Source organism: Flavobacterium sp. B183, assembly GCF_023539155.1.
Lineage (GTDB): Bacteria > Bacteroidota > Bacteroidia > Flavobacteriales > Flavobacteriaceae > Flavobacterium > Flavobacterium tructae.
The window spans coordinates 2,052,399-2,077,889 of the sequence record NZ_CP097434.1 but is presented as its reverse complement, the minus strand read 5'-3'; the positions used below and the strand labels follow the sequence as shown (position 1 = coordinate 2,077,889).

At 34.0% G+C, this 25,491-nt stretch carries 26 protein-coding genes; 2 read left to right on the top strand and 24 right to left on the bottom strand.

Features of this window, described 5'->3' with window-relative positions:
• Nucleotides 1–39: 39 nt before the first annotated feature.
• Entirely contained in the window at nt 40–1,002 is a 963-nt protein-coding gene (locus tag M4I44_RS09255) for an App1 family protein (protein ID WP_017496966.1), read from the top strand.
• Nucleotides 1,003–1,183: 181 nt separating this feature from the next.
• On the opposite strand, the gene M4I44_RS09250 is transcribed toward M4I44_RS09255, so the two are convergent.
• The 18 genes from M4I44_RS09250 to M4I44_RS09165 form a co-directional block, all read right to left on the bottom strand.
• Complete coding sequence (locus tag M4I44_RS09250; protein WP_249967101.1) at nt 1,184–3,097, bottom strand: ABC-F family ATP-binding cassette domain-containing protein; 1,914 nt, start codon at nt 3,095–3,097, stop codon at nt 1,184–1,186.
• Between the two features lie 248 nt (nt 3,098–3,345).
• Complete coding sequence (locus M4I44_RS09245) at nt 3,346–4,344, bottom strand: TerC/Alx family metal homeostasis membrane protein (RefSeq protein WP_017496968.1); 999 nt, start codon at nt 4,342–4,344, stop codon at nt 3,346–3,348.
• Between the two features lie 29 nt (nt 4,345–4,373).
• Nucleotides 4,374–5,885 (bottom strand): helix-hairpin-helix domain-containing protein, encoded by a 1,512-nt coding sequence (locus M4I44_RS09240; protein WP_249967100.1) that lies wholly within the window; start codon nt 5,883–5,885, stop codon nt 4,374–4,376.
• Nucleotides 5,886–5,887: 2 nt separating this feature from the next.
• Entirely contained in the window at nt 5,888–7,294 is a 1,407-nt protein-coding gene (locus tag M4I44_RS09235) for a PP2C family serine/threonine-protein phosphatase (RefSeq protein ID WP_249967099.1), read from the bottom strand.
• A 3-nt stretch (nt 7,295–7,297) separates the two neighbouring features.
• Nucleotides 7,298–8,350, bottom strand: a complete 1,053-nt coding sequence (locus tag M4I44_RS09230; protein WP_249967098.1) for a TerY-C metal binding domain-containing protein — start codon at nt 8,348–8,350, stop codon at nt 7,298–7,300.
• Nucleotides 8,351–8,602: 252 nt separating this feature from the next.
• On the bottom strand, nt 8,603–9,091 hold the full coding sequence (locus tag M4I44_RS09225; protein ID WP_249967097.1) for a hypothetical protein: 489 nt from the start codon (nt 9,089–9,091) through the stop codon (nt 8,603–8,605).
• A gap of 2 nt (nt 9,092–9,093) precedes the next feature.
• Entirely contained in the window at nt 9,094–9,729 is a 636-nt protein-coding gene (locus tag M4I44_RS09220; RefSeq protein ID WP_017496974.1) for a VWA domain-containing protein, read from the bottom strand.
• A gap of 157 nt (nt 9,730–9,886) precedes the next feature.
• Nucleotides 9,887–10,525 (bottom strand): VWA domain-containing protein, encoded by a 639-nt coding sequence (locus M4I44_RS09215; protein WP_017496975.1) that lies wholly within the window; start codon nt 10,523–10,525, stop codon nt 9,887–9,889.
• Between the two features lie 12 nt (nt 10,526–10,537).
• On the bottom strand, nt 10,538–10,951 hold the full coding sequence (locus tag M4I44_RS09210; protein ID WP_249967096.1) for a hypothetical protein: 414 nt from the start codon (nt 10,949–10,951) through the stop codon (nt 10,538–10,540).
• Entirely contained in the window at nt 10,951–11,610 is a 660-nt protein-coding gene (locus M4I44_RS09205; RefSeq protein ID WP_017496977.1) for a TerD family protein, read from the bottom strand. Before M4I44_RS09205 ends, M4I44_RS09210 begins: the two co-directional genes overlap by 1 nt.
• A 21-nt stretch (nt 11,611–11,631) precedes the next feature.
• Nucleotides 11,632–12,183 (bottom strand): TerD family protein, encoded by a 552-nt coding sequence (locus tag M4I44_RS09200; RefSeq protein WP_017496978.1) that lies wholly within the window; start codon nt 12,181–12,183, stop codon nt 11,632–11,634.
• A gap of 12 nt (nt 12,184–12,195) precedes the next feature.
• Entirely contained in the window at nt 12,196–13,161 is a 966-nt protein-coding gene (locus M4I44_RS09195) for a hypothetical protein (protein ID WP_017496979.1), read from the bottom strand.
• Between the two features lie 19 nt (nt 13,162–13,180).
• Nucleotides 13,181–14,269, bottom strand: coding sequence for a toxic anion resistance protein (locus M4I44_RS09190; RefSeq protein ID WP_017496980.1), 1,089 nt, complete (start codon nt 14,267–14,269; stop codon nt 13,181–13,183).
• A gap of 6 nt (nt 14,270–14,275) precedes the next feature.
• Nucleotides 14,276–14,884, bottom strand: coding sequence for a TerD family protein (locus M4I44_RS09185; protein ID WP_017496981.1), 609 nt, complete (start codon nt 14,882–14,884; stop codon nt 14,276–14,278).
• Between the two features lie 8 nt (nt 14,885–14,892).
• A complete protein-coding gene (locus tag M4I44_RS09180; protein ID WP_017496982.1) occupies nt 14,893–15,447 on the bottom strand; it encodes a TerD family protein in 555 nt (184 codons plus the stop codon).
• Nucleotides 15,448–15,451: 4 nt separating this feature from the next.
• Nucleotides 15,452–16,258, bottom strand: coding sequence for a phosphoribosyltransferase family protein (locus M4I44_RS09175; RefSeq protein WP_017496983.1), 807 nt, complete (start codon nt 16,256–16,258; stop codon nt 15,452–15,454).
• A 2-nt stretch (nt 16,259–16,260) separates the two neighbouring features.
• The gene (locus M4I44_RS09170; RefSeq protein WP_249967095.1) at nt 16,261–16,926 is read right to left on the bottom strand and encodes an HAD family hydrolase; all 666 of its coding nucleotides are present in this window, start codon (nt 16,924–16,926) and stop codon (nt 16,261–16,263) included.
• A 154-nt stretch (nt 16,927–17,080) separates the two neighbouring features.
• Nucleotides 17,081–17,656: a TerD family protein gene (locus M4I44_RS09165; protein WP_249967094.1), complete on the bottom strand. Its 576-nt coding sequence runs from the start codon at nt 17,654–17,656 to the stop codon at nt 17,081–17,083.
• A gap of 306 nt (nt 17,657–17,962) precedes the next feature.
• Between M4I44_RS09165 and M4I44_RS09160 the strand changes: the two genes are divergently transcribed.
• Nucleotides 17,963–18,346 carry a DUF983 domain-containing protein gene (locus tag M4I44_RS09160; protein ID WP_017496986.1) on the top strand — a complete coding sequence of 128 codons (384 nt, stop codon included), beginning with the start codon at nt 17,963–17,965 and terminating at the stop codon, nt 18,344–18,346.
• Nucleotides 18,347–18,348: 2 nt separating this feature from the next.
• Here M4I44_RS09160 and M4I44_RS09155 read toward each other — a convergent pair whose 3' ends face one another.
• The 6 genes from M4I44_RS09155 to gldK form a co-directional block, all read right to left on the bottom strand.
• A complete protein-coding gene (locus tag M4I44_RS09155) occupies nt 18,349–19,398 on the bottom strand; it encodes an FAD-binding oxidoreductase (RefSeq protein ID WP_249967093.1) in 1,050 nt (349 codons plus the stop codon).
• Nucleotides 19,399–19,470: 72 nt separating this feature from the next.
• Nucleotides 19,471–20,463 (bottom strand): gliding motility protein GldN, encoded by a 993-nt coding sequence (gene gldN / locus M4I44_RS09150; protein WP_017496988.1) that lies wholly within the window; start codon nt 20,461–20,463, stop codon nt 19,471–19,473.
• 219 nt (nt 20,464–20,682) lie between these two features.
• Nucleotides 20,683–21,672, bottom strand: coding sequence for a gliding motility protein GldN (gene gldN / locus M4I44_RS09145; RefSeq protein ID WP_017496989.1), 990 nt, complete (start codon nt 21,670–21,672; stop codon nt 20,683–20,685).
• Nucleotides 21,673–21,715: 43 nt separating this feature from the next.
• Nucleotides 21,716–23,257, bottom strand: coding sequence for a gliding motility protein GldM (gldM, locus tag M4I44_RS09140; RefSeq protein WP_249967092.1), 1,542 nt, complete (start codon nt 23,255–23,257; stop codon nt 21,716–21,718).
• A gap of 51 nt (nt 23,258–23,308) precedes the next feature.
• Entirely contained in the window at nt 23,309–23,956 is a 648-nt protein-coding gene (gene gldL, locus M4I44_RS09135; RefSeq protein WP_070908728.1) for a gliding motility protein GldL, read from the bottom strand.
• Between the two features lie 76 nt (nt 23,957–24,032).
• Complete coding sequence (gldK, locus tag M4I44_RS09130) at nt 24,033–25,436, bottom strand: gliding motility lipoprotein GldK (protein ID WP_026110043.1); 1,404 nt, start codon at nt 25,434–25,436, stop codon at nt 24,033–24,035.
• Between the last annotated feature and the right edge of the window lie 55 nt (nt 25,437–25,491).

Below are 25,491 nucleotides of genomic sequence, written 5' to 3'. Positions count from 1 at the left end.
AAATAATTAATTTACATCATCCATAAATATACACAATTAATGAAACCAATTTTACAATTATATCGCGGTTATGCCAATGAAGAAGAATTAATTGTAATGGGACATGTTTTCAGAAGAACGTATGAATATGATTATCAGAAAAAAAACTTCAAAAATGCCACTTCGATCATCAATCAATTCAGAATAAAAACGATTAAAAATTTTGATGTTTATCTAAAATGTGGCAATCAGGAAATTCACACTAAAACCCTGGACGACGGCTATTTCAAGTTTTGTATTCCACTGGAGAAAGAAACGCCCTTTGGATGGATTGAATACGAAGTTAGCATAAAACATAAGACTGAAACTATAACTGAAAAAGGCAGTTTCATAAGACCTCACAAAGGCAAACTGGGCATCATCTCCGATATTGACGATACTTTTTTGATTTCGCATACTGGAAATTTCTTCCGAAAAATATATGTTCTTTTATTTAAAAATGTAAATGACCGTAAAGTTTTTAAAGGTGTTGTACCTCATTATCAAGCTTTAAGTTCAGCCGGACGAAACAATAAGGAAGAAGAAAATGCCTTTTTTTATGTGTCGAGCAGCGAATGGAATTTGTATCGATTCATCGTCAAATTTACCAAAATACATCATCTGCCAAGAGCCGTAATTCTATTAAAAGACATCAAAAGAGGAATCCCTGATTTTTTCATGAGCGGACGCGGAAACCACGATCATAAATTCGACAAAATAAAACACGTTTTAGAATTTTATCCCAATCTTAAGTATGTTTTACTAGGAGACGATTCGCAACACGACCCCATTTTGTACGAGCGAATCTGTAAAATCTTTCCGGTTACTGTAAAGGCAGTTTACATTAGACAGACTGGCAAACACAAAAAAGAAGCCACTAAAACGATTATGAAAAACCTCGAAAACTTAGAGGTCTCTGTTTGTTATTATAAAGACAGCAGTGAAGCCATTATGCACTCTAAATCTATTGGTCTTATCTCGTGAAATATAAGATGTAATTTGTAAAATGCATGGAGTAAATGTAGTGTGTTTTCTATTTTTTACAAGGGATGGTAGACTTCAGACATAAAAAAAACTTTGCCAAAGTTCAAGTCTTTGACAAAGTTATCTATTCATTTCAAAACTGACACTGAGACCGAAGGCTGTGACAGCGACTGAAAACTAATTAAGCATTAAAGTTATCAATCTCTTCCTGAACAATTTCCCAGTCCAGCAACAATTGATCTAAATCTTCTTTCTTTTTGTTGTATGCGGTAAAAAACGAAGCATCTTCAATATGTTTGTCATAATTAGAAGCCAGCATTTTATCATCGTGCTGAATGTCTTTTTCTAATTGTTTGATTTGACTCTCTACCTTACTCAATCGGTTTTGAAGTGCTTTTCCTTTTTTCTGATCTTCGTATGACGTTTTCTTAGATTCTTTTGGAGTGGCTTCTTTTACGACATCTTTTTTCTCTACCTCACGCATGTTTTCAAGATTACGCTGCTCTAAGAAGTAGTTAATATCTCCTAAATATTCTCTGATCTTTTGGTCTTTGAATTCGTAAACGATGTTCGACATTCCCTGAAGGAAATCTCTATCGTGAGAAACCAATAATAAAGTTCCTCCAAATTTTTGAAGTGCTGCTTTTAAAACGTTCTTAGATTTAATATCCAGGTGATTCGTGGGCTCATCCATCAGTAAAACATTGATAGGCTGCAACAACAATTTACAAAGTGCTAAACGGTTGCGTTCACCTCCTGAAAGTACCTTTACTTTTTTCTCAACATCGTCTCCACGGAATAAAAAGGATCCCAACATATCACGAACTTTCATACGGTTTGTGTCTGTAGCAGCATCTTCCATAGTTTGAAGCAACGTAATTTCTCCATCTAAATATTCAGCCTGATTTTGAGCAAAATATCCTAACTGAACATTATGTCCTAATTTGATGTTCCCCTGGTACTCAAATTCGTTTACAAGAGCTTTAATGAAAGTCGATTTTCCTTGTCCGTTTTGTCCCACAAAGGCAATTTTACTTCCTCTTTCTACCAATAAACTAATATCTTTCAGAATCGTTTTGTCTCCGTAAGCTTTGGTAACGTTTTCAGCTTCGATTACTACTTTTCCCGGTTCTTTTGAAACTGGAAACGAAATATTCATTACCGAATTATCATCCTCATCTACTTCGATTCTTTCTACCTTATCTAACTTTTTAATTAACGATTGCGCCATCGAAGCTTTTGAAGCTTTTGCACGGAACTTTTCGATTAATTTTTCTGTCTCTTCTATTTTCTTTGCCTGATTCTTTTGAGTAGCCAATTGTTTTTCACGAATCTCGTGACGCAATTCTAAATACTGAGAATATGGCTTATTAAAATCGTATGCTTTTCCTAAAGAAATTTCGATGGTACGATTGGTCACATTATCCAAAAACATTTTATCGTGCGATACGATTACCACAACTCCAGGATAGTTACGCAGAAAACTCTCTAACCAAATGATACTCTCGATATCCAAGTGGTTCGTAGGCTCATCCAGAAGCAATACGTCATTGGATTGCAATAGCAGTTTTGCTAACTCGATACGCATTCTCCATCCTCCTGAAAATGTTTCGGTTTGGTTATTGAAAACTTCTCTTTTGAAACCTAATCCTAAAAGAATCTTCTCTGTATCCCCTACATAATTGTAACCTCCAAGAAGATCAAAACGATGGGTATAATCAGACAAATCTTCAATGATCTGACCGTATTCCTCACTTTCATAATCGGTTCTGGTCACCAACTGATGATTGATTTCTTCTAGTTTTTTCTCAACAATTTTAATTTCAGTAAAAGCCTCATACGCTTCTTCCAGCACAGTTCTTCCACGTTCAAAATCAATATCCTGACGCAAAAACCCCATTCGGATATCTTTCTCCTGGGAAATAACCCCTGAATCAGGAGCAAAATCTCTTGCTAACATTTTAAGCATTGTAGATTTACCCGCTCCGTTTTTACCAACAAGACCTACGCGGTCGCCGGCACCTAAACGAAAGGTAACTTCTTCAAATAAATATGTTCCTCCAAAAGAAACCGAAAGATTGTGTATATTAAGCATAATTTGTAACTATTATAACAAGGAGTAAAGGCTTTAAGTGCCTTATTTACTTTACTTTTTGAAAGTGCAAAAGTATGACAATTAATTTAAGTTTCGACTGTCGTTTTAAAAACAAATAGTAGAAGGCTTTTTTACACCAGAAATTAGTTTTAACCCTTTCGTTTCTTTGTTCCAATCAGGAAAATCATAAAAAACGGATAGCAATCTTTAGACTGCTATCTGCTTTAATAAGTTCTTTATTTTAGGTCTTATGCCTCTTTTGGTTCCGGTAACATTACTGATGCAATTACCGAAATTGCCAGAATCCCACCAATTACAAGCAATGAATACAGAGATTCAATATGATAAAACGGAGAAATAATCATTTTTACTCCGATAAACGAAAGAATTATAGCCAAACCATATTGCAATTTACTGAACAAGTGAATGAAGTTATCCAATAAGAAGAATAACGCTCTAAGTCCCAAAATAGCAAAAATGTTAGAGGTATAAAGAATAAAAGGATCACTAGAAATGGCAAAAATTGCCGGTATAGAATCGACTGCAAACAATAAATCGGTAAACTCAATTACAGCTACTACTACTAAAAGTGGGGTTGCCAGTTTTTTTCCGTTTTCGAATGTAAAGAATTTATCTCCATCGTATTTATCGCTAACGCTGAAAAACTTTCTGATTAATCTTGCTCCTCTGGTATTGTTGTAATCCTCTTCATCGTCATCATCACCAGCAGACCACGATTTGATTCCTGCATAAACCAGAAACAATCCGAAAGCTGTCATGATTAAGTTGATATCGTATTTGAAACCAGCAATTCCAACCAGACTTAAAAGCTTGTTTAAATACGTAAGTTCGATTAAGAAGGCTCCCGAAAAGATAAAGATAGCTCTCAAAACCAATGCTCCGATAATACCCCAAAATAAAACTTTGTGTTTGTTTTGGTTGGCTACGTCAAAAAACTTGAATACTAATATAAATACAAAAAGGTTATCTACTGAAAGTGCTTTTTCAATCCAATAAGCCGACTGAAATTCATAAAATTTCGCCGATCCGGCAAAGTAATAAACCAAACCACTAAAAATCATCGCTAAACTAATCCATACTAATGACCAGGTTACTGCTTCTTTATTACTTACTTCATGGCTTTTTTTGTTGAAAATTCCCAAGTCCAACAATAGCATGATGACTACTGCAATCGCGAAAACGATTATTAATCCCGGATGTTCTGAAAAAATAGGGTGCTGATTCATTTTGAATATTAATTAAGTTAATTTTAAATTTATTTATTGGCCATTGTAACCATGATAACTCTTCCTCCTTCTTCTTTTGAAAGAAGTATTTTTTTCCCGTCAGTCAGCTCTATCATAGTTCCAATAGGAATTTCTTTGTCTTCGGTTAAGTCTTTTAATGAAGTTAACTTTTGGTTGACAAATACCCATTTATCATTAAAATAGGTAAAGTAACCAACCGGTACTTTTTGTTGCGCCGTTAATTTTTCATTGCGCGCAATATTACGATTTACATGCCATTGAAACAAGTACTGATCGTTATAAACCATTAATCTATGATTCTCGGGTTTCCATACTGTTTCCTGAAACTGATAATAGAGGTCTAGGACTGGCAGCGTACCTTTGTGGGGAGTATTACAAAATGGGCACTTTGGTGTATTTGTATTGTCAAAAACATACCATTTTTGCTCGCACGCAACATTGTGGCACTTCTGCATTAAATCTGTTGTTTTGAGTAATGCAATTTCCCACTCTTCGGCATTAGGTCTTTGCATCGGATTGTGTAATCCGTCTATAAAAACTTTATCGAATAAGGTTTTTAAATAAGGTCCCGTAATCGAATATGGCAATTGGTTAATATCCGCCCATGGCAAATCCCACTTAGAAACCTGATTGAGCTTGGGTCTGTTCGTTTCATCCGTTGGATGTTCAATAAACATTGCTTTTTCTCCCATAGACAGCAAATCATCTTTTTCGGTATCAAGATCATGAACCTTCCCTCCTTTCAAAGGGTGTCTGTGTAGTAAAAACATGTAAATAAGAACCGGCAATGCATGCAGATCTGTTAATCGACTCGGTAATTTTCTGTCAGGATCGGTTTTGTTTAAATGTTTGGTCGAAAGTACTTCGGGAGCAATATATTCGGGAGTTCCAATTACTTCAGCTGGGAATAAACCCGGCACCACTAATCCATCCAGATCTATAATACAAGCAGATTTATTGATTGGATCTATTAAAACATTATTATGAGATAAATCAGAATGTGCTAATCCCATAGCATGCATTTTCTTTACACCTCTAGTTAAATTGACACAAATCTGAAAGTAATTTAACCAATCTCCTAATTCTGAATTCGAGACTCTGAGAGGAAAATGGGGGTTTCTGAATTTTGGACCTGCAAACCATTTCCCGTTTTTTTCTTTTCCCTGAATTAAGTCACTGGTAGCATATCCTTTTTTAAAAAAATAATTCGAATTATAAATTGGAACAATAACTCCCATTAATCCATTATGTTCAATAACATCAGTTGGCCACCTGTATACTTCATTTAAATAATAATCACCTGCATCTCCATTTTGAATTTGAGGCAAAAATTTAGTTGTTATTTTTTGTAATCTCTCTTTTTGATTGAAATCTAATTTATCTCTAAAAATAGCAACAACATATTTTCTATCTGGACTAAAATAAACATCTTTAACACCGCCACGCATGGGTTCACCATTATCAACAAATTGATAGGTTTTCACGGTGTCATTAATTGATTTTACTGTAATTACACTCATACTTAATAAATTATGGCAAGGGTTCTGTCATCATGATTTCCCGGGTTCCAGAAATCCATCCAGGTTGAAAGCTGGTTGGCAATTTCAGTATTTCCCTTATCAAAATCAACTTTATTTGCGTCTTCATTTTTTCCGTTTAGATCTTCAAGAAATTCGTTCCAATTATCAATCTTTTCCAGGTTGGCTTCAACGACAAATTTAGGATCGTAAATCCCGTCCGTCATCAGCATTAAATAAGAGAAATCATCAACCAATTTAAATCCAAATCGCGTAGAAAATTTATCACTTTGAAAAATTTCCGGCATGGTTATAAATCGTGTTCCTCCCCCAAAATCGCCTACATCAATCCAGTTCATTAACTTAACCTCTGTCAGATCTTTATTCAATAATCCGATTGGACAGTCTCCTATTCCAAAAGTTAAGACAGCATATCCGAAATTATATTTCTTAACCAGAGCAAAAATTAAAGTTGCATGAAAATCTTTCAGATCAGCTTCATTTTTGATCGCAAATTCTTCAATTTTCTGATGTGCAAAATGAGCCGCTCTTGACAAATTATGATATACAAAATGACTTATTTTTTTTGAAGTCTCATCAGTTGCTTTATGATGATGTTCACTTAAAACCTCATCAAATTCCTTTAAACCTTCTGTGTTTAAATTTTCTTCAAAATACTGAATAACCGAATCACAGGCTATTTTTGAACCTTGTCTTGAAAGTTTTGCAGAACCTGCACCATCCGAAACTGCCAGAACACTCCAGCCAATTTCGTCAAGATTTTTAAAGGCAAAATCGTCTTCTCTAAAAGAACCTTTATTAGCATGACTGCGGCCTCTTTTAGAAGCTACTACAATATTCTTATCTAAAAATTTAGCCGCAACAATTTCATTATCCGGTTTCCAGAGCGCATCGGTTTTATCGCTTTCCAAATCCTTCCACAACGATTTTGGATCCGGATTTACAATCAGTGTTAGTATTTTTTCGTTTAAAACCGAATCTTCCGGCTCACCCTGAACTCTAAATAGTATTTTTATTTTTAAATCACCGCTAATTTTTGGAGTTCCAATTAGCTCATCATTCGCATTAAATTCAAGACCTGTACTTTCTAAGCCTTGTATTTCAAAAAAAATAAAATCATTCCAGCTCAAAGTATCGAAATCAATTTTTGCCTGGTAATTTTTATTTACTGTGCCGTTTGGTATTGAGACCGTTTGTGTCAAAATATCGTCTATTCTGTTTTTCAATATCCAATTCTGCATAATCATTTTTTGGTTTTCCTGAATTATTTTTACTGCATTGACATTTTTTTCATTAGCTATAAAGGCCTCGAAAAGGGCTGCTTTATCTGCAGAAATGTCAATTTTCTTTTGGGATAAAAAAGACTGAATATATCTTTTAGTCTCTTCCATGAATTATCCTTGGGTTCTGTTTACATCAAACCCGCCTTCACCGCAGCCATAACTTCCCTGATTGTTACACCACGGACAAGTACTTATATCTTCGTCACCAATGCAATGTATTTTTTCGCACACACAAACGGCAAAAGCAATCTGATTTCCACAACACGGACAAGTTGGTCCGCCAATAAGTTCATCGGTATTTACTTTATTGTTAAAATTAGCTGAATCTGCTAATTCAAAATAAGAGTTATCAACCTGATATGCGCCTACTAACTTGTAGTTTTTTGAAGATAATTCTATTCCCGCATAAATAGATTCCGCAATAGTTTTACGGTATTTCATTAAATAAGGCCTTTTGGTATTTTGGCATTTTCCGTTTAGAACTACAAAATTATCATCGACATATTGACGGTTCGGACTTTCTTTGGTTAAATCTATTTTCGAAAGTGTTTCTCCGTCTAATTTTGCCAATTCAAAACCATTCGAATTACTTTCAACACTTATGCTGCTTGTTTTTATGGAGTCTGTTACCCATTTAAAAAACTCTTTATACGATTGCACATTGGTATTTTTAAAATGCAGTACATTTTCTGTAAGTTCGCCTAATAATTTTGTATCTGTTTCGTTACCAAAAGAAATCGCAATTAAGTTGGCTGTTCGCTGCCAGTTTTGTTTCCATTCGTTTATTGCTGCCTGACTATCATCAGTAGGAACGCCGTCTGTAAATAAAAAAACAATAGGTTTCCAATCACCTTTTACCTCATAAGTAGTTTTAACAATATTACTTCTTAACTCATACATTAAATGTCCTAGCCCTTTGCTTAAAGAAGTACCGCTGCCAATTGGAAATTTAGGCGGATAAAAACTTACTATTTCCTGCAAAGGCACTAATGTTCTGGGCTGTCCTGCAAATACTATAATTGAAACAAAAACAGTTTCAAGAGCATGCGGATCTGTTTTTAAAGCCTGAATTATGGTAGCCAATCCTTCTTCAACCTGTTGAATTGGTTCTCCAACCATTGATTCCGAAATATCAATTAAAAAATATATGGGTAATCTTCTCATTTTAAAGGAAATTTAATAACATTAAAAAAATAACTAAAAGCAAAATTTGCGTCATATCAACTGCTAAACCCACTCCAACCTGAAAAGGCTTTATCATTGTTTTTAGAGAATTGAATAGGGGTGAAAAAATACTATTGAAAAAATCAAAAATACTTCTGTACTGTGGGCTCAATTTGTCTTTATAAGGCAATAATTTGGAGTACAGAAACAACCCGACAATTAGAATTTGAATAAATAGCTTTATGAAATACATTAGGAAACTGCGTTTATTAATTCGTTTGCGATTTCTTTAAAAACCAATTCTTCATCGGCATTTATTTTCTTTGCTCCATAAACAGCAACACCATCATTTACAGTCATAAAATTGATTGAAAAAGAAGCCCCATAACATTTATTACTGCCGTTATACGGAATAGCATGCATTACTTTTATATACATACAATTCTGACGTATAATAACGTCATCGATATAAAAATCATCCTGCACGTAATTATTAAGCAAAGTACGTCTTGCGTTTTCAATAGAGAAGCCATTAATTCCGGCAGTTTTATAACAAATGTTTAAACTGTCAATGTTCATGTTTTCTAATTTTTCCTGTGGTGTAAACTCATGAACAACCTCATAAGTCACGTCCCTATAAGAGTTTCTGTTGTTATCGCTTTTGGAGGAGGATTCATTTACTTTTTGAACAATATGCACAATTATACTAATAATTGTGATCAGGGTGCCTAGTACTTCCATATCTAAATTACGACCGTTATTTCGCTTGGCGGAGGCGGCAATGTTACACTTTCACCCGTTCCCTGGCTTTTATTACCTTGTTCGATTGTTTCTGAAACCCATTTAAAAAATTGTTTCAATGTAGCACTATCAGCTGATGCCAAATGCACTACATTATCTGTCAGTTCTTTCAAAATAGAATCGTTCGCCATATGTCCGGCTGCACAACCTACAACAGCTCCAAAATTAAGATCTCGTATTTCGGTAATTTTTTCTCTGTAAAACTGGATATCACTAGGTTTCCCATCTGTAAAAACAAATAATAATGGCTTCCAGTCTCCTTTTTGAGTTGCTGAACCTTTTATAACATCTGCTTTTACCTTTTTAATCACAAAATCCAAACCTGCTCCTGTATTTGTAGGACCGCTTTGTGGACAGGTGATTTCAGGAAGCTGAAAGTGAACTAATTCTGTTAAGGGTACTATTTCTTTTACTTCACGATCATAAGTTATAATGCTAATCCAAAGGGAATCTAAAGCCTGAGGATCTGAGCGCAAAGTGTTAATCATACCACTTAAGGCATTATTTAGCGCCTGAATGGGCTCTCCATACATCGAACCCGAGGTGTCCAGCAAAAAATAAACAGGTAGTCTTCTCATAACTTTAAAATGATTTAATAAATGGAATTACTTTACTACTAACATGAGTTTTAGAAATTCGCAAGCATACTTAATGCGTATAACTTCTTTAAAAAAGATGTAATACGAAAAAGTTTATTGAATTAAAAAGGCAATATAAACTCTGCCTCGCCGAAATTTAAACTACAATGTTTAGTTCAGACGGAGGCGGAGGCAATTCTTTTAGATTTGTAAATTCTTTACCGAAGTCCTCTACTTTTGTTGAAGTTACTCCAATCGAAGCTGTGACCCATTGAAAAAATTTTCCAATGCTGGAACTATCCGCTGTATCCAGACTTACTACATTATCTGTGATTCTTTTTAAAATAGCGGTATCGGCTCCTCCACCAGCAGCACAGGCAATGGTGTAGGCGACTTTTGCTTTTTTAAATTCATTGAGACCACTTTCCCAATTATCGGTTGGAATTCCGTCAGTCATAATAAATACCAATGGTTTCCAGTCTCCTTTTTGTTCTGTTGTTGTTTTGGCGACTTCAGTTTCTATCTTTTGTGCCGCTAATCTCAATGCATCTCCAAAGGCTGTCACTCCGGCTGCTTTAATATCGACCATTTGAAAAGAAGCCAAATCCGTTAATGGGATAATTTGCTGCGCTGTAGTATCGAATGTAATGATACTTAAAAAAGCCGTCTCAATGGCTTGTGGATTTTGTCTTAACGAGCTCACCATCATTTGAACACCGTTTTTCACAGCTTCAATAGGTTCTCCGGTCATTGAACCGGAAGTATCTAATAATAAGTACACAGGCAGTCTTCTCATAGTAAATGTGATTTATACAGGAATATTATAGATTGGTGCTTCGGTTACTTCACTTCTTTCATTAGAGCTTTCTATACCGTTTATATTGTAAGTATTGGTATTTGCTTCAGGGTCATGTTGTATTAAATGGCTCAGAACTGCCTGGGTCAGATCTTTACCTCCTACTACATGATGATATGCCGAACCTATTGTGTAAATCGGTCCCCAGGGAATACCCCACCAACCAACGATCAGATTCAGAAAAACAAAACCATATGAATACTTAAACGTATTTTCATTCGCCTTAATGAAATAAATATCAGAACTTCTTTTTAAGGTCATTAATATAAACGACACTGTGTACGGGAATACAACAAATTTACCTCCCTGCTGAACCATGTTTCTAATTTGAGAAACGCTGAGTCCGTCGATATTTTTGATTTGCATTACAGGTAAGACTGTACTATTTTGTGAATAGTCTGTCCTAAAAATGTATCATCGGTAGGATCACCTATTGCGCTAAATTTCCATTCTCCATTACGTTTGTATAATTTCCCCATAATGATAGAACGCTTGTTTACATATTGAGAATCAGCAGAAACATTATAAGAAGCAAATTCTGAAACTACTCTGGTTGGAGTACCTTCATACATTCTGATTTTAGCATACGGAATTTGTGAGAAATCTTCTTTTCCTGCATTATTTAAAAAGAAAAAAATCTGATTTACTTTAGCATCAACTTTAGAAAGATCAACCGTAATAATTTCATTATCTAAACCATCATCTCCACCAGTATCACCTGCAAGGTCATCTCCTGTGTGTTTTAAAGCACCGTCAACACTTAACAATTTACCTTTAGGAAGACCAAATTGCTGTAATACTTCTACTCTGTATAGAGGAGAATACAAATGATCGCAAAGTTTATTCTGATCATCAATCAACACACAGCTCAAATCTAAATCAATTTCTACTACGTTTTTTGATAATCCTAAAAATCCTTTTGTTTCAATTGCACCCCAGTTTACACCCACGCAAAAGTTTGTTAATGTTTCGCCACTTGATTTTCTTAAATCAATTTTTTGTCCTTTAGTTAAGTTAATAGCCATGTTTGTTAATAGTGTTTTAAATTAGTTGTATTTATTTAAATAATCCTGTAAGCCACCTTTCATACCAATACCTACGGCTTCAAACTTCCACTCATTGTTTCTTTTATAAAGTCTTCCAAACTCTACTGCTGTTTCAATAGAAAAGTCCTCATCAAGCTCGTACTTCACTAATTCGGTATTGGTTTGATCTACAATTCTGATAAATGAATTTCTAATCTGACCAAAATTTTGTCTTCTGGTATCAGCATGGTGAATCGTTACAACAAAGCAAATTTCATTCACATCCGGTGATACTGTAGACAAATCAATCTGAATCTTTTCGTCATCTCCGTCTCCTGCTCCGGTCAAATTATCCCCCGTATGTGTTACAGCTCCGTCTGGCGATTTCAAATTATTATAATAAACAAAATGGTTGTCATTTGGAATTTTTCCATTAGCACCCACTAAAAAAACGGAAGCATCCAAATCAAACCCTTCTCCTGTGTTACTTGAATTACTATCCCAGCCAAGTCCAACAATAAATTTTGGAGCATCAATACTCTGTCTTTGACCTTTTTCTAAATTAATTGCCATTTTAATTTTCTTTTATTTAATATTAATATTTAACATTGTTTTTAAAATATTGGTTTGCTCATCTACATTTTGAAGCTCTTCTATAAAATCCATTGAGGAAATTTTATTCAGATATTCTCGCAATACACCATTTACATTTTCAGGAAATGATGTTTTTATTGTACTTAATTCAAACGTTAATGCTGAGTTTTTTTCTTTTAATTGCGTGATAATTTCACCCTTAACGGAATCATTTTTAGCAAGATTAATTTCTTCTACTACTGCATCATCTAAAAAGTAAAATGCTTTTTCATTAGCGATGAAAATAAATTTATCGTTAGAGTCTCTAAATTCGAATATCTCGATAACTTCATTATTACAAACCAGCCCACACAAAAACTTAATTTTAAATTTCAGGATGTTTAGCCTTCCTAAAAGTTTCTTTTCAAATTTCGCATGTTTATTTTCATACAGCTTCTTGTTTAAAGAGGCTATTTTTTCATATTCTTCAATTGTAATCTCTCGATAATATTCAAGTTTTACACGGTCTGAAAAACTTGTGATTTCATTCCAACTAAAAAAATCTGAACTTTCATTGACAAACATACTGTAGAGTACTTCAATTTTTCCAGACATATTTTGAGCATGTGTCTTTGCTTTTTCTGCAAATCCGGATTCTCCAATTTCTGATTTTAATTTGGTTATGATATCTTCATTGATATAAATCTCATCAGAAATCAAAAGATACTGCTGTTCTTTTGATTTTTTTAATTTTTGAAACAACTCAATAAAACTGCTTGTAAACTGTATATGAAAGAGTTCTAATTTGTTTATGTCTAATGATTTATTGTTTTCAAAAAGAGTATGAATGATTCTTGTTTTTATTAAAACACCAACAAAATCCTTGTGACTAAAGAAATTGGATAACAATTCTAAAATCACAAGTTTTCTATTACTATCTTTTATTATTTGAACATACCGTTCCTCTTCCTCTTGCATTTAACTGATTTCTGTTCAATTAGCTTATCACTCCTTTTTTTAGTTCAACCTCAAGACTTTGTAATCCGGCATCAAGCTGTCTTCTGGTTTCAGTACCCTGATCGTGAATTTGTTTTACTTCTGTCAACGTATCAATCAATGATTTTGTTGTCATTTTTAAAGTCTCAAGAGATACAACTGTATTTTCATTTTCTTTTGCTACTTCAATACTGTTTTGTTTTAACATTTCAGCATTTTTCTGCAAAATGGTATTGGTTGTTTCAGATACTCTTCGTTGTACTTCGATATTTTGTTTTTGTCTTTGTAAAGCAACCGCAAGCGTTAATTGATTCTTCCAAACCGGCATGGTTGTAGTTAGAATCGATTGTGCTTTTTCGGCAATTGAAGTATTGTTGTTTTGTACCACACGAATTTGTGCCAAAGACTGCAGCATAATAAAGCGAACAATTTTCATATCGGCCAGACGTTTGTCCAGACGATTAATAAAGTTCCTTTTATCTGAAATTTGATAATCCTGGTATTGAGCCGGATTTCCTTCCATTACAGCAAGTTCTTCACCCAATTCTTTAAATCGAATTTGTCCCGCAATAATGTGTTTTTCCATCTCTTTGATAAGATTCACATTTCCGTCAAACATGGTTTGAAGCGCACTGTTATCTTTTACCGAATTGATCATTCCTGCCTTTACCTTATTACTGATCTTATCGATATTTACAGTAATTTTATCGTATTGCTGGAATAATTTCTTTACATCGGTTACTAATTTGTTCAGAATCGGAATTTTAGACAGGAAACGTTTAAACGGTCCCTGATCTAACTGATCTACATCAACATAATTTAACTCTGTAAGCAAGTCATTTATCAACGTACCAACTTCACCTGAATTATAAGTTCTAACATTGGTTAAAAAAGTATCACTTTGCTTCGCAATTGAATTCTGGATTTCGGCTCCATAATTCAAGATTGAATTAGTATCATTTTCATTCAACTGATTCGAAATCGATTTGTAACTATTAACTTCCGTTTCAGAAATTGAAGCTAAGTTTACATTTCCATCCTTATCAATCAATGCGGTATTCTCTTGAGTAACTAATTGATTTTCTGACATAACTTTTTATAGATGATTTTGTTGAATGGTAACTATAGTTTGTTCCAACTTTTTATCATTTGTTGGTGTTCCAATTGCACTAAATTTCCAATCTCCGTTTCTTTTGTAAAAAACACCCAAAACCATAGAAACATTTCCTGCAAAAGAAGCATCATTTGCGACATCATAACGGGCAAATTCCTGACTTACTCTTGTTGGAGTTCCTTCGTAAATTCTGATAGATGCGAAAGGAATGTCTTTAAAATCCTGACCTCTGAAACTATTTATAAAAAATGCAACGTGATTTGCAGCCGGTGATAATTGCGAAAAGTCTAAAGTAATTACTTCATTATCCAAACCGTCATCTCCATTTAAATCTCCGGTTAAGTCATCACCACTGTGCTTGATCGCACGATCGTTTGATATTAATTTTCTAAAATTTACAGAATCAATATGATTTTTCTTATCGTCATAAATGGCGCAGCTTGCATCTAAATCTACTGCTTCTTTTTTGGTACCGAAAAGCCCTTTCTTTTCAATTGCTCCCCAGTTTACACCAACACAAATATTTTGTAATTTAGTACCGTTACTTTTTTCAAGATTGATACGTTGCCCTTTTTCTAAATTAATTGCCATATCTTTTTTTAATTATATTTATTTAAATAATCCTCTAACCCGCCTTTCATTCCAACGCCAATAGCTTCAAATTTCCATTGCCCGTCTTTGTTGTAAATTCTCCCAAACTCTACTGCCGTTTCTATTGAGAAATCTTCTTCTAACTCATATTTAACCATTTCACTGTTATTGCTGTCATCTACAATACGAATGAAAGAGTTTCTCACCTGACCAAAATTCTGTTTTCTGTTTTCAGCATCATGGATGGTTACAACAACACAAATTTCTTTTACTGCTGAATTGATTTTAGTCAAATCAATTTTTACCTGCTCGTCATCTCCGTCACCGTCTCCGGTTAAATTATCACCTGTATGTATTACTGCATCGTCAGGGGAGGTTAGATTGTTGTAGAAAACAAAATGAGAATCTGATATAATTTTTCTGTTATCTCCCAAAATAAATACCGACGCATCAAGATCAAAACCTGATCCTGTACTGCTGCTGTTTGTATCCCATCCTAAACCAATGGTAAATTTAGGTGCATTTATGTTTTCACGTTGTCCTTTTTGTAAATTGATAGCCATAGTTTTAATCTATTTTTATTACATTAATGTTTGATTTATACTCTAGAATCTGATGATAATTATTGCTTATTGCCAGATGAAATAAGTCATTCGTTTTTTCGATTGAAATATTTTCTGCTAAATACCTAAACTGCTCTTCATTTAAACTTAAAATAAATTTGACGATTCTGGTATTATATTGAAAAGAAGGACTGTTTATAATGTCAACAATATCTTCAACATTTTTAACAGCATAGTAGTTATAATGATTTTCAATTTTAGGATGAATGTCTTTATTCACTAATTCTGCGAAATACACAAAAACAAAATCTCCATTTACATTGTATTGATTCAGAATTTTATTCACGGTATGTTCGTGACTACCGGTAATTTTAATATCATCAACAAAAATGCAAAGCTTTCCGTCTATAAAATTACGATCGATATAGTAGGTATCGTTCGAGATTAGCTTTACCCTTTCATCAAAATCTAAATTTCCGTAATCTGTAACATAGGTTTGGTTTCTGTAAATTTTAGATTCTATACTGGTCTTTTTACCATTTTTGAATAAAAAACTATTCAGCTCTTTTTTAAAATAAGAACACAAAAAATTCGAGGCTGTTGGTATGGATAAGAATGGGCTCGGTAGAATAACAATTTCTTGTTCCGACAACAACAATTCTCCAAATTCTGACACGAAACCTTCAAACAATTCCTTTGCAAACTTCTCTGCAAATGATTTGTCACCAAATTTAAATTTACTGTATTCTTGTTCCTTAAACGGACAGTTATCTTTGTCCACTATCTTATGTAAGCTGTAACTTTTATTCACTTTTATATTTTTAATAAATGAGCATCAAATCCGAAATTAATTGCTCCATTGTAATCTGCAACACTATTATCTCCGACGTGTAATATTTGTTTTTTTTCCGTACTTTTAAAGGTGTTAATCTCATCAAAAACCAATTGAAAAATTTCATTGTTTGGTTTCGAAAATCCAACTTCGTCAGAATAAATCTGAAATTTAAAAAAATCTGTCAATTCATAATACGCCAATAGTTTTTTTAAGGTTCTGCCTTTGATAAAAGCTGTATTACTCAGGATATTAATAGTCTTATCTTCATTTGTTATTTCCTGAAACAATTTCTTAGTATCCGGAAAAATTAACTCCGCCTTATAGTTCATAAACAAAGAATCTGTTTCTTCATAAAACTCACTTAACTTACTTGTTTCGAATTTATTAATATCAACTTCGAGTGCGCTTAAAATTAAATAATAAATTTCATACGTATCAATATTCAATCCTGTTTTTTCGTTAATATTGTTGCACAAAACATCATAGTATCTCACTACTTCATTTACTTTATCGATCGTACAATCAACTTCAAAGAAATTTTTAAACAATAAATTTCTCTTCTTCTTAAACTCCGGATTGGATTTTATTAATGTCAGCCATAAATCGAAAGAAATATGGGTGTGTTTTTTGTAATTTATTTCCAAATGAATGCTTTTAAAATATGTACAGAAATACCTGTCTTACTATAATTTACTAATTAACTTACTTCCTATTGATGGCGGTTAGCTTCTAAGAACATCTTTATAAATCAAGGCAAAGAACAATATCCTTAACCCGATTAACATTAAAAGATCAGACCTATTTAATTATTTCTCCTGAATAATATTTTTCTAAAAAGAATCCTAAATCGGCTCTGTAACCAATTCCGGAAGCTTCAAACTTCCATTGCTCATTTCGTTTGTACAATCTTCCAAACTCGACACCGGTCTCAATAGAAAAATCTTCGTCTAATTCATATTTGGCAATTTCCTGACCTGTGGCATCATCTACAATTCGGATATATGAATTTCTTACCTGCCCGAAATTTTGTTTTCTTCTTTCAAAGTCTTCAATGGTAACCACAAAAAGGATTTCTTTAACTTCGGAAGAAATTTTACTCAAATCAACCTTAATCGCCTCGTCATCATCACCATCACTGTTACCACCTGTCGGATCATCTCCAGTGTGTTCTAATGCTCCATCCGGAGATGCAAGATTATTATAAAAAACAAAGTAATTTTCGCCAAGAAGCTTGCGATCAGAATTGATCATTATAGCCGAAGCATCCAAATCAAAATCATGCCCTGTTCCTTCATTTGGATCCCAGCCTAATCCGATAGTAATTCTTGATAAACCAATATCAATTTTTTGTCCTTTCTGTAAATTTATTGCCATTAAAATATCCTTTTAAAAAAAATTAAACCATACAATGATACGAAAAGCAAGCTAAGTAAAAATGAGGGTTCCCGTAAAAGCAGAAATATTTATTAACAAATTGAGTTTTGTTATTTAAAAAAACTCATCAGGCAGTCATAATAAGTCATAGCTTCGTTTGTGCAAAAATTACAAACTAAAATGGTATATTTGTTCAACTCATCTTTGTAAGATAAATTTTTAAATATTTTTTTCAGAATCAAAAGGTTTTACTCTAAAAGCAAAAAATGATTCTCTATAACTTCAACAAATAACTGAATTGTCATCATGTTAAAAAAAGGATCCAAACTAAACAGTATACTAACAGGAAGCTGCCCGAGATGTCAGAAAGAAAGTATGTATTCAGACCGAAATCCGCTTCATTTGACTAAGGTGCTAAAAATGAACGAAAATTGTAGTCACTGTGGATTAAAATACCAGATAGAACCATCGTTTTTTTATGGTGCTATGTATGTTAGTTATGGTTTAAATGTTGCAGTCGGAATTGCGGCTTTTATCGTTTCGTTTGTATTTTTCAAAACGTCAGTCGAGGAGTCTTTTCTGATCATTGTTGCAACGTTGATTCTATTATTCCCATTTGTCTTAAGACTTTCGAGAAACCTTTACATTAACATGTTTGTTTCTTATGATCCAGAAGCGGGATCAAAATAAAGCTATTTTCTTTTCTTGTAGAAACGATGAATATCAATTGTTGGATCTAAAGTTTTTTGGTATTCGATATACTCATATAAATCTTTGGCCATAGCCGGACCCAACATTACACCGCGCGTCCCTAATCCGTTTAAAAGATGTAGTGAATTATATTGATTGTGTGTACCAATAATTGGCCTACGATCACGTACCGTTGGTCTCACCCCGCCAAAATGCGAAACAACTTCAAAACGACAATTGATTATTTCCTCTATACGATCGATTAACTCTGTTCTTCCTTCTTCCGTTGGCGTATCTGTTTTGTCTTTCCAATTGTAGGTTGCTCCCACTTTAAACAAATCGTTTCCTAAAGGCAAAATAAAGACGCTGGTATTCACAATTACATCCAGATCCAGATCAGGTGCTTTGATAACAAAAAGCTCCCCTTTAGTCCCATCTAATGGCAAATCCTGAAAAAACGGATTGGCATGTAATCCGAAACCTTCTGCAAAAATAATATGCTTAGCCTGATATTCTTTATACTGAACAAAATCTTCCTCAATAATCAGTTTAGCATAATCAAACGACTCCTGAAGCAATAATTTGTTTTGAAGTAAATACTCGTGGTATTTATCCAACAATAAAGCCGTATCGACATAACCGGTATGCAAAACCTCACCATAATCAAACGGAGAATCGATACCATTGTATTTTTTAAAGATTAATTTGGTAGAAAGAAATGGTGCCAGAAGTGGTTTATCCGAAGCTGAGAACCAATTGTTTTGTTCTTCTATAGAGAAAAATTTTCTTAAAATAGGAAGTTTAAAATTCACCTTCGTTTTCAGCTTACCTTCGATGGTCTCATAAAATTCGTCCATTAAGGACAACTGTTCTTCTGCTTTCCAAACCTCACTAAAGCGTTTTAAAATTACAGGATTGTACAATCCTCCCGCAACTCTTGATGAATTTTGCGATTCATCATTTATAACTACTATAGATTTATTGTTTTTAAACGCAATTTCAGCAAATGAAATTCCAGCCAATCCAGATCCGACAATTATATAATCCAACATGTGTAAAAAGGTAAAATAAAAAACTCTTACCACAAATGTAATAAGAGTTTTTGGTATAATGTTACTAATTTCTTAGTAGCTCCACATATCCTGTTCGAAGTTGCGAATCTTCTCTTTTACTCTTTCAGATTCCAACAGCTGTTTTTGTGCATTATCTTTCATGTAATCTTTAATTTCACGATCACCATATACATTTTCTTCTTTATAGATAATCGAATTAAAACGTCTCGAATTTAAAATCTGATCGAATGAAATTGGGTGTGCCGAATTACTATCGTTAAATGCTTTTGCTTCGTTCAACACTTCTCTTGCATTGGGAAAGAAAACCCAAAACAGTTCAATATAATCTTTCTCATCACTATTCATGGTATAAACATCGGGTGTCACAGGACAAATTCCGAGTAATCGGTATTTCAATTCACTCTCACGTTTGTCAAAATACCAGTATCCTTTTAATTTATACTGAGTAACATCTGCCGCCGTTAAATCTTGTTTTAAAATGTACTCAGCAGGTACCGTTCTGGTCGGGCCAACTGTTTCGTCAACATAAGTAACTACTTTTTTCTTACCTGTACCTGTAACTACTTTTTTCTTCACCACCCGTGTTTTGTAGTCGTCCGGGTATTGATTGATTAATTCCCTTCCGGCATCAGTCGTATCGATACGTGATAATCCGCCCTGAATATCTTTAAGTGATTTTTTAGTATTAAAGTAGCTGTCGGCATACACTTCCGTGATTCTTCCTGCTTTTATTCCTCTGATCAAAACATCATAAAGAGAACGTCTATCCGAACCAATATTGGCAGTATCCACCGGAAAATACAATGGAAAATTGATTTTTTCATTCAAATCAACAATCTCCCAGGTCGTTTTTCCCATTAAAATATCCCTGTCGTCAACATAACCGTAAGCCAATGGCTTATCATTGTCAGCACGTAACTGAGCAGGATTCTTTATCCCGATCTGATTTGCCGTTTTTGCATTCAGCAAATTTGATTGTGCCATAATAGAACTAAAACTTCCAATAACTCCAACAATAACGATTAAAAACTTTCTTACTTTCATAATGAGACAATTAAAATCTATTGAACGTAAACACATGGTGTTTATTGTGTTTTTTCTCACACAACATAAAGAAACACCAAAATAACAACTACTCTACCCCGAATCAAACCTAAAAAGCTCAACAAATTCACCATTCAAACTGATTCTCAAGATAATGAGCAAAAAAAAACTCTTACTACAAATGTAGTAAGAGTTTTTGACATATTGTTATTCAGATACTTAGTAGTTCCACATATCTTGCTCAAAGTTACGAATCTTCTCTTTTACTCTTTCAGATTCTAACAATTGGTTTTGTGCGTTATCTTTCATGTAATCTTTAATCTCACGATCTCCGTACAAGTTTTCTTCTTTATAGACAACCGCATTAAAACGTCTTGAATTTAAAATCTGATCGAATGAAATTGGAAGCGCAGAGTTATTATCGTTGAATGCTTTTGCTTCGTGTAGCGCCTCTCTGGCGTTAGGGAAGAAAACCCAAAACAACTCAATATAATCTTTTTCGTCACTATTCATTGTGTAAACATCCGGAGTTACTGGACAAATTCCAAGCAAACGATATTTTAATTCGCTTTGACGTTTGTCAAAATACCAGTATCCTTTAATTTTATATTGTGTAACATCTGCAGCAGTTAAGTCTTGTTTCAGGATATACTCAGCTGGCACCGTTCTTGTTGGACCAACAGTTTCATCAACATAAGAAACTACTTTTTTCTTACCAGTACCAGTTACAACTTTTTTCTTCACAACACGTGTTTTGTAGTCGTCCGGATATTGGTTGATTAATTCTCTACCTGCATCTGTTGTATCAATACGTGATAATGCACCCTGAATATCTTTCAAAGATTTTTTAGTATTGAAATAACTGTCGCTGTATACTTCAGTTATTTTGCCGCTTTTAACAGCTTTCGTCAAAACATCATAAAGTGAACGTCTGTCAGAACCAATATTAGCCGTATCAACCGGAAAGTACATTGGAAAATTGATTTTTTCATTTAAATCAATGATCTCCCAAGTAGTTTTTCCCATTAAGATATCTCTATCATCTACATAACCATAAGCTAAAGGCTTATCGTTATCAGAAATAAGTTGCGCAGGAGTCTTAAGACCTATCTGAGCCGGTGTTTTTGCATTAAGCAAATTCGATTGCGCATAGGAAGAAAATCCTCCAGCGATAGAAACAATAGCTATTAAAAAATTTCTTACTTTCATCATGATATCATTATAAGATATTGAAGTAGTTTTACCTACTATATTATTGTATTTCGTAAATTACCGGAGCAGTTCTTGGCAATAAATAACTACCAGCTCCAACAAGTTTAGTTTTAATTTCAGAAATAGTAACCTGGTCTCCTTTACCAGCTCTTGCAAGAACTGATTTACATTGTGCATTTAATCTGTTACCATTAACAACCACTGTAGGTTGTCCTGCAATTTTTAAATTAAATCCAACAACATCTAAACCAACTTCGAAATCGAAATCAAGTAATTTAGCACCAATTGTAGCAATTTCTAAGTTAGATTTAGGTCCTTTAACAACACCCATTTCTCCTCTAATTGTACCAGTTGGTCCAGGAATACCTTTAATTCTGAACGTTCTCTTATCTGTAACTTTATCTCCATTTGGCAATGTACCAGTAACAGAAATAGTAGCTTCAGTACCTGAACCCGGGTTCATGTTATATTTTCCAGGTTTTCCAGCAGATACTAATCCCGGAGCACTTGCAACAATTTTGTTTGCATCAACACCAGCGAACGATACAGAGATTGGATTCACAACTCCTCTATATACTACGTTCATTTTATCAGCAGAAATTGTAGCAGAGTTTGGTCTTGGTACTACAACATATTTTCCAGCAAATTTAAGTGGAATGTTTTTACCGTCTTCTAAGAATGTAAATTGTCCATTAATATTTTGCTCTCCAACACCTCCTGCAGTTAAGGAAATAACCGCTTGTCCGTTAACGATTTGTCCAGGACCTTGGAATGAAGTTGGTTTTGTGTTTTCGTCATAACGACCTAAAACTACCTTACCAGTAACTTTTTCTCCTTGGAAGTAAGCGTTTTTGTCTAAAACAACAATCGCTTGATAATTGCTGTAAGAAGCAGCAGCAACAGCCGCTTTCCCTAAAGCACGGTTGTAAACGTCAGCTTCAAGTTTTTGAACATCATTTTGCCAAGCTGAAAGTTTTGCAGCCGAAGCAATTGCAGGAAATCCTTTGAAGTGATATGCTAAGTATTTTTCTTTTATACCTTCTTTGTTTTTTACATCAGAAACATTAAATTTTTTCTCTACCTCTGCAATAATATCAGCATATTTTTTATCTGTACCTAAAGCAGCTTTAATATCTGATTTGTATTTCTCGATTTTAGCGATAATTTCATTTCCTTTTTTAGTGTAACCGTCTCCTGTAAACCAATCGTCGATGTTATCACCTCTGTCCATAGACTCATAAGGCATTTTTCCAGTTTCTTTATCTACTTCAAATCCTTTTACAGCCTGAGTTTTCAGACCTCCAATAAAACTATAAAAATCTTTTGTAATTGCTTCAACTTTATGAGCAGTTCCCGCAGCGATAGCGAATTCTCCTTTTGCTTCAGCAGCTTTCTGATCTAAAGCTGTCAATAAACCAGCATTTGTAGTAACTGAAGAAGTATTTGCATCTTCAAATTTTTCATTCATCAAACCAAAAGCAGATATAACTTCTTTTGATACGTTCATTGCTAACATTGCGATGAAAACCAGATACATCAGGTTAATCATCTTCTGTCTAGGGGTTAATTTTCCTCCTGCCATTTTTTCTAATTAGTTCTTATTAATAAATTTAATATAATAGTCAAAAACTAATTATCCTTTGTTACTCATTGCAGAAAGCATACCACCGTAAACACTGTTTAATGAAGCAATGTTTGCAGTCATAGATTGCATTTGTTCTTTTAATTTAGAAGCATTTTCAGCAATTTCGCTGTTTGCTTGTGCATTTCTAGAAGCACTTTCTAATTGAACTTTGTATAAACTGTTTAATGATTCCATTTGTGCAGCAGCCATAGACATTTCTTCAGCATATTTCTTTTGTCCTGCAATTGAATCAACTGTTGGAGAAATAGCTTTAGCAGCTCCTTCGAAGTTTTTGATGCTGTTTCCTAAGCTAGCCATTAACTCTCCGTCAATTTTAGCATCTTTTAACATTGCATCTAATTTTTGAGACAATAATCCTTGGGCGTCAGATGGTGCCTCAACTTTGTCAGCTTTTTTTCTAGCCTGACCATTCGCTAATTCAGGGTAAACAAGAGTCCAGTCTAATTCGTCTTCAACTGGTTCGAAAGCAGAAAGAGCAAAGATTAACGCCTCAGTTACCAATCCAATCGATAACATAACAGTCCCTGTTAATGGTCCAATCTCAAAGTGAGTAATTTTGAATAATGCTCCAATAATTACTACTGCCGCTCCCATACCATAAGCGAAATTCATTGCTTTTTTACTTAATAATGCCATAATACTTTTTTTAGGTTTTAATTTAAAATAGATTTGTTGATTTGGTTTACTTATTTGATTTTAATTAATTAAATGATTACTTTTTCTTCTTACCGCCTCCAGTTGATTGAGTTCCCATGTAATCTTGTACAGTTCTGAAACCAATATAACTTCTCGCAGAATCAGCATATTCGTGGTCACGTGTACTTACCTGTAGGAAATAAGCAACGTCTTTCCAAGAACCTCCACGAACTACTTTTCTTTGATTGTTTCCGTCAATTACGTTAGGGTTCATTGTAGAAACATACTCGTATGCATTTGGGTTATAAGCTGAGTCGGTCCACTCAGAAACGTTTCCTGCCATGTTGTATAAACCATATCCGTTAACTTCATAAGATTTAGCTTCAACAGTGTATAATGCTTCGTCGGCAGCATAATCTCCTCTGCTTGGTTTGAAGTTTGCTAAGAAACAACCTCTGTCGCTTTTCGTATAAGGACCTCCCCAAGGGTAAGTAGCTGATTCCAGACCTCCTCTTGCAGCATACTCCCACTCTGCCTCTGTTGGCAATCTGAAAGCATTTACTAAGTCACGTCCTTTTTTCTTAGATTTGATATAACCGTTTTTGTTCAAAGTTCTCCATGCACAGAATGCTTTTGCCTGTTTCCAGGTTACACCCACTACAGGATAATCTCCATAAGCTTTATGCCAGAAGTAATCGTTATGCATTGGCTCATTGTAAGAATAAGCAAAATCTTTAATCCAAACTGTTGTATCAGGATAAACACTTACTTGTTCCGTTTTAACGAAATCTTTTCTTTTTCCAACTTTAGCTTTCGCTGCAGCCTGAATATCCATCCAAGAATAACGGAATTTCAATTTGTTTACATCAATTGTTCTTAAACCATTATAAGACTCTTCAATTGGTAAATACATAGAATCCATTACCTCAGTATAATACTCATCCGGGTAAGCTTTTGTATCTTTAATTAACTTTACTTTTTTGTTTAATTTTCTACCTGCATAAGGATCATCTTTTGTTCCTACACTGTAGTAGTTATCATACATATACTTATCATATGCAGTCATTTTTTCCGGATCTGAATCATTAAATGCAAAATCAGCAATACTTCCGCCTTTTTTACCTTTAGAATCACCTGCAGGTTTTTGACCTGTTTCATCAGCTAAAATAGCCAAACGAACTCTCATTGTAGAGTCTTTTACCCACTCTACAAATTGACGGTACTCACTATTGGTAATCTCTGTTTCATCCATATAAAATGAACGAACTGTCACCGTTCTAGTAGGAGCATCCTCCACATTAGCTAAATCAGCATCTGATTTACCCATAATAAAAGATCCACCGGGAACTAATGTCATTCCATAAGGCTTCTCAGGATGCCATTTACCTCCTGTAACACCTACCAACTCACCTTTGTCACCTGACTTACCACAGCCAATTACCAGTGTTAACATTGTTGCAAATGCAATAAACTTCTTCATATAAATTTGGGATTATCTATTCATTATTATAAGTCCGTAAACGTATTTATTATTT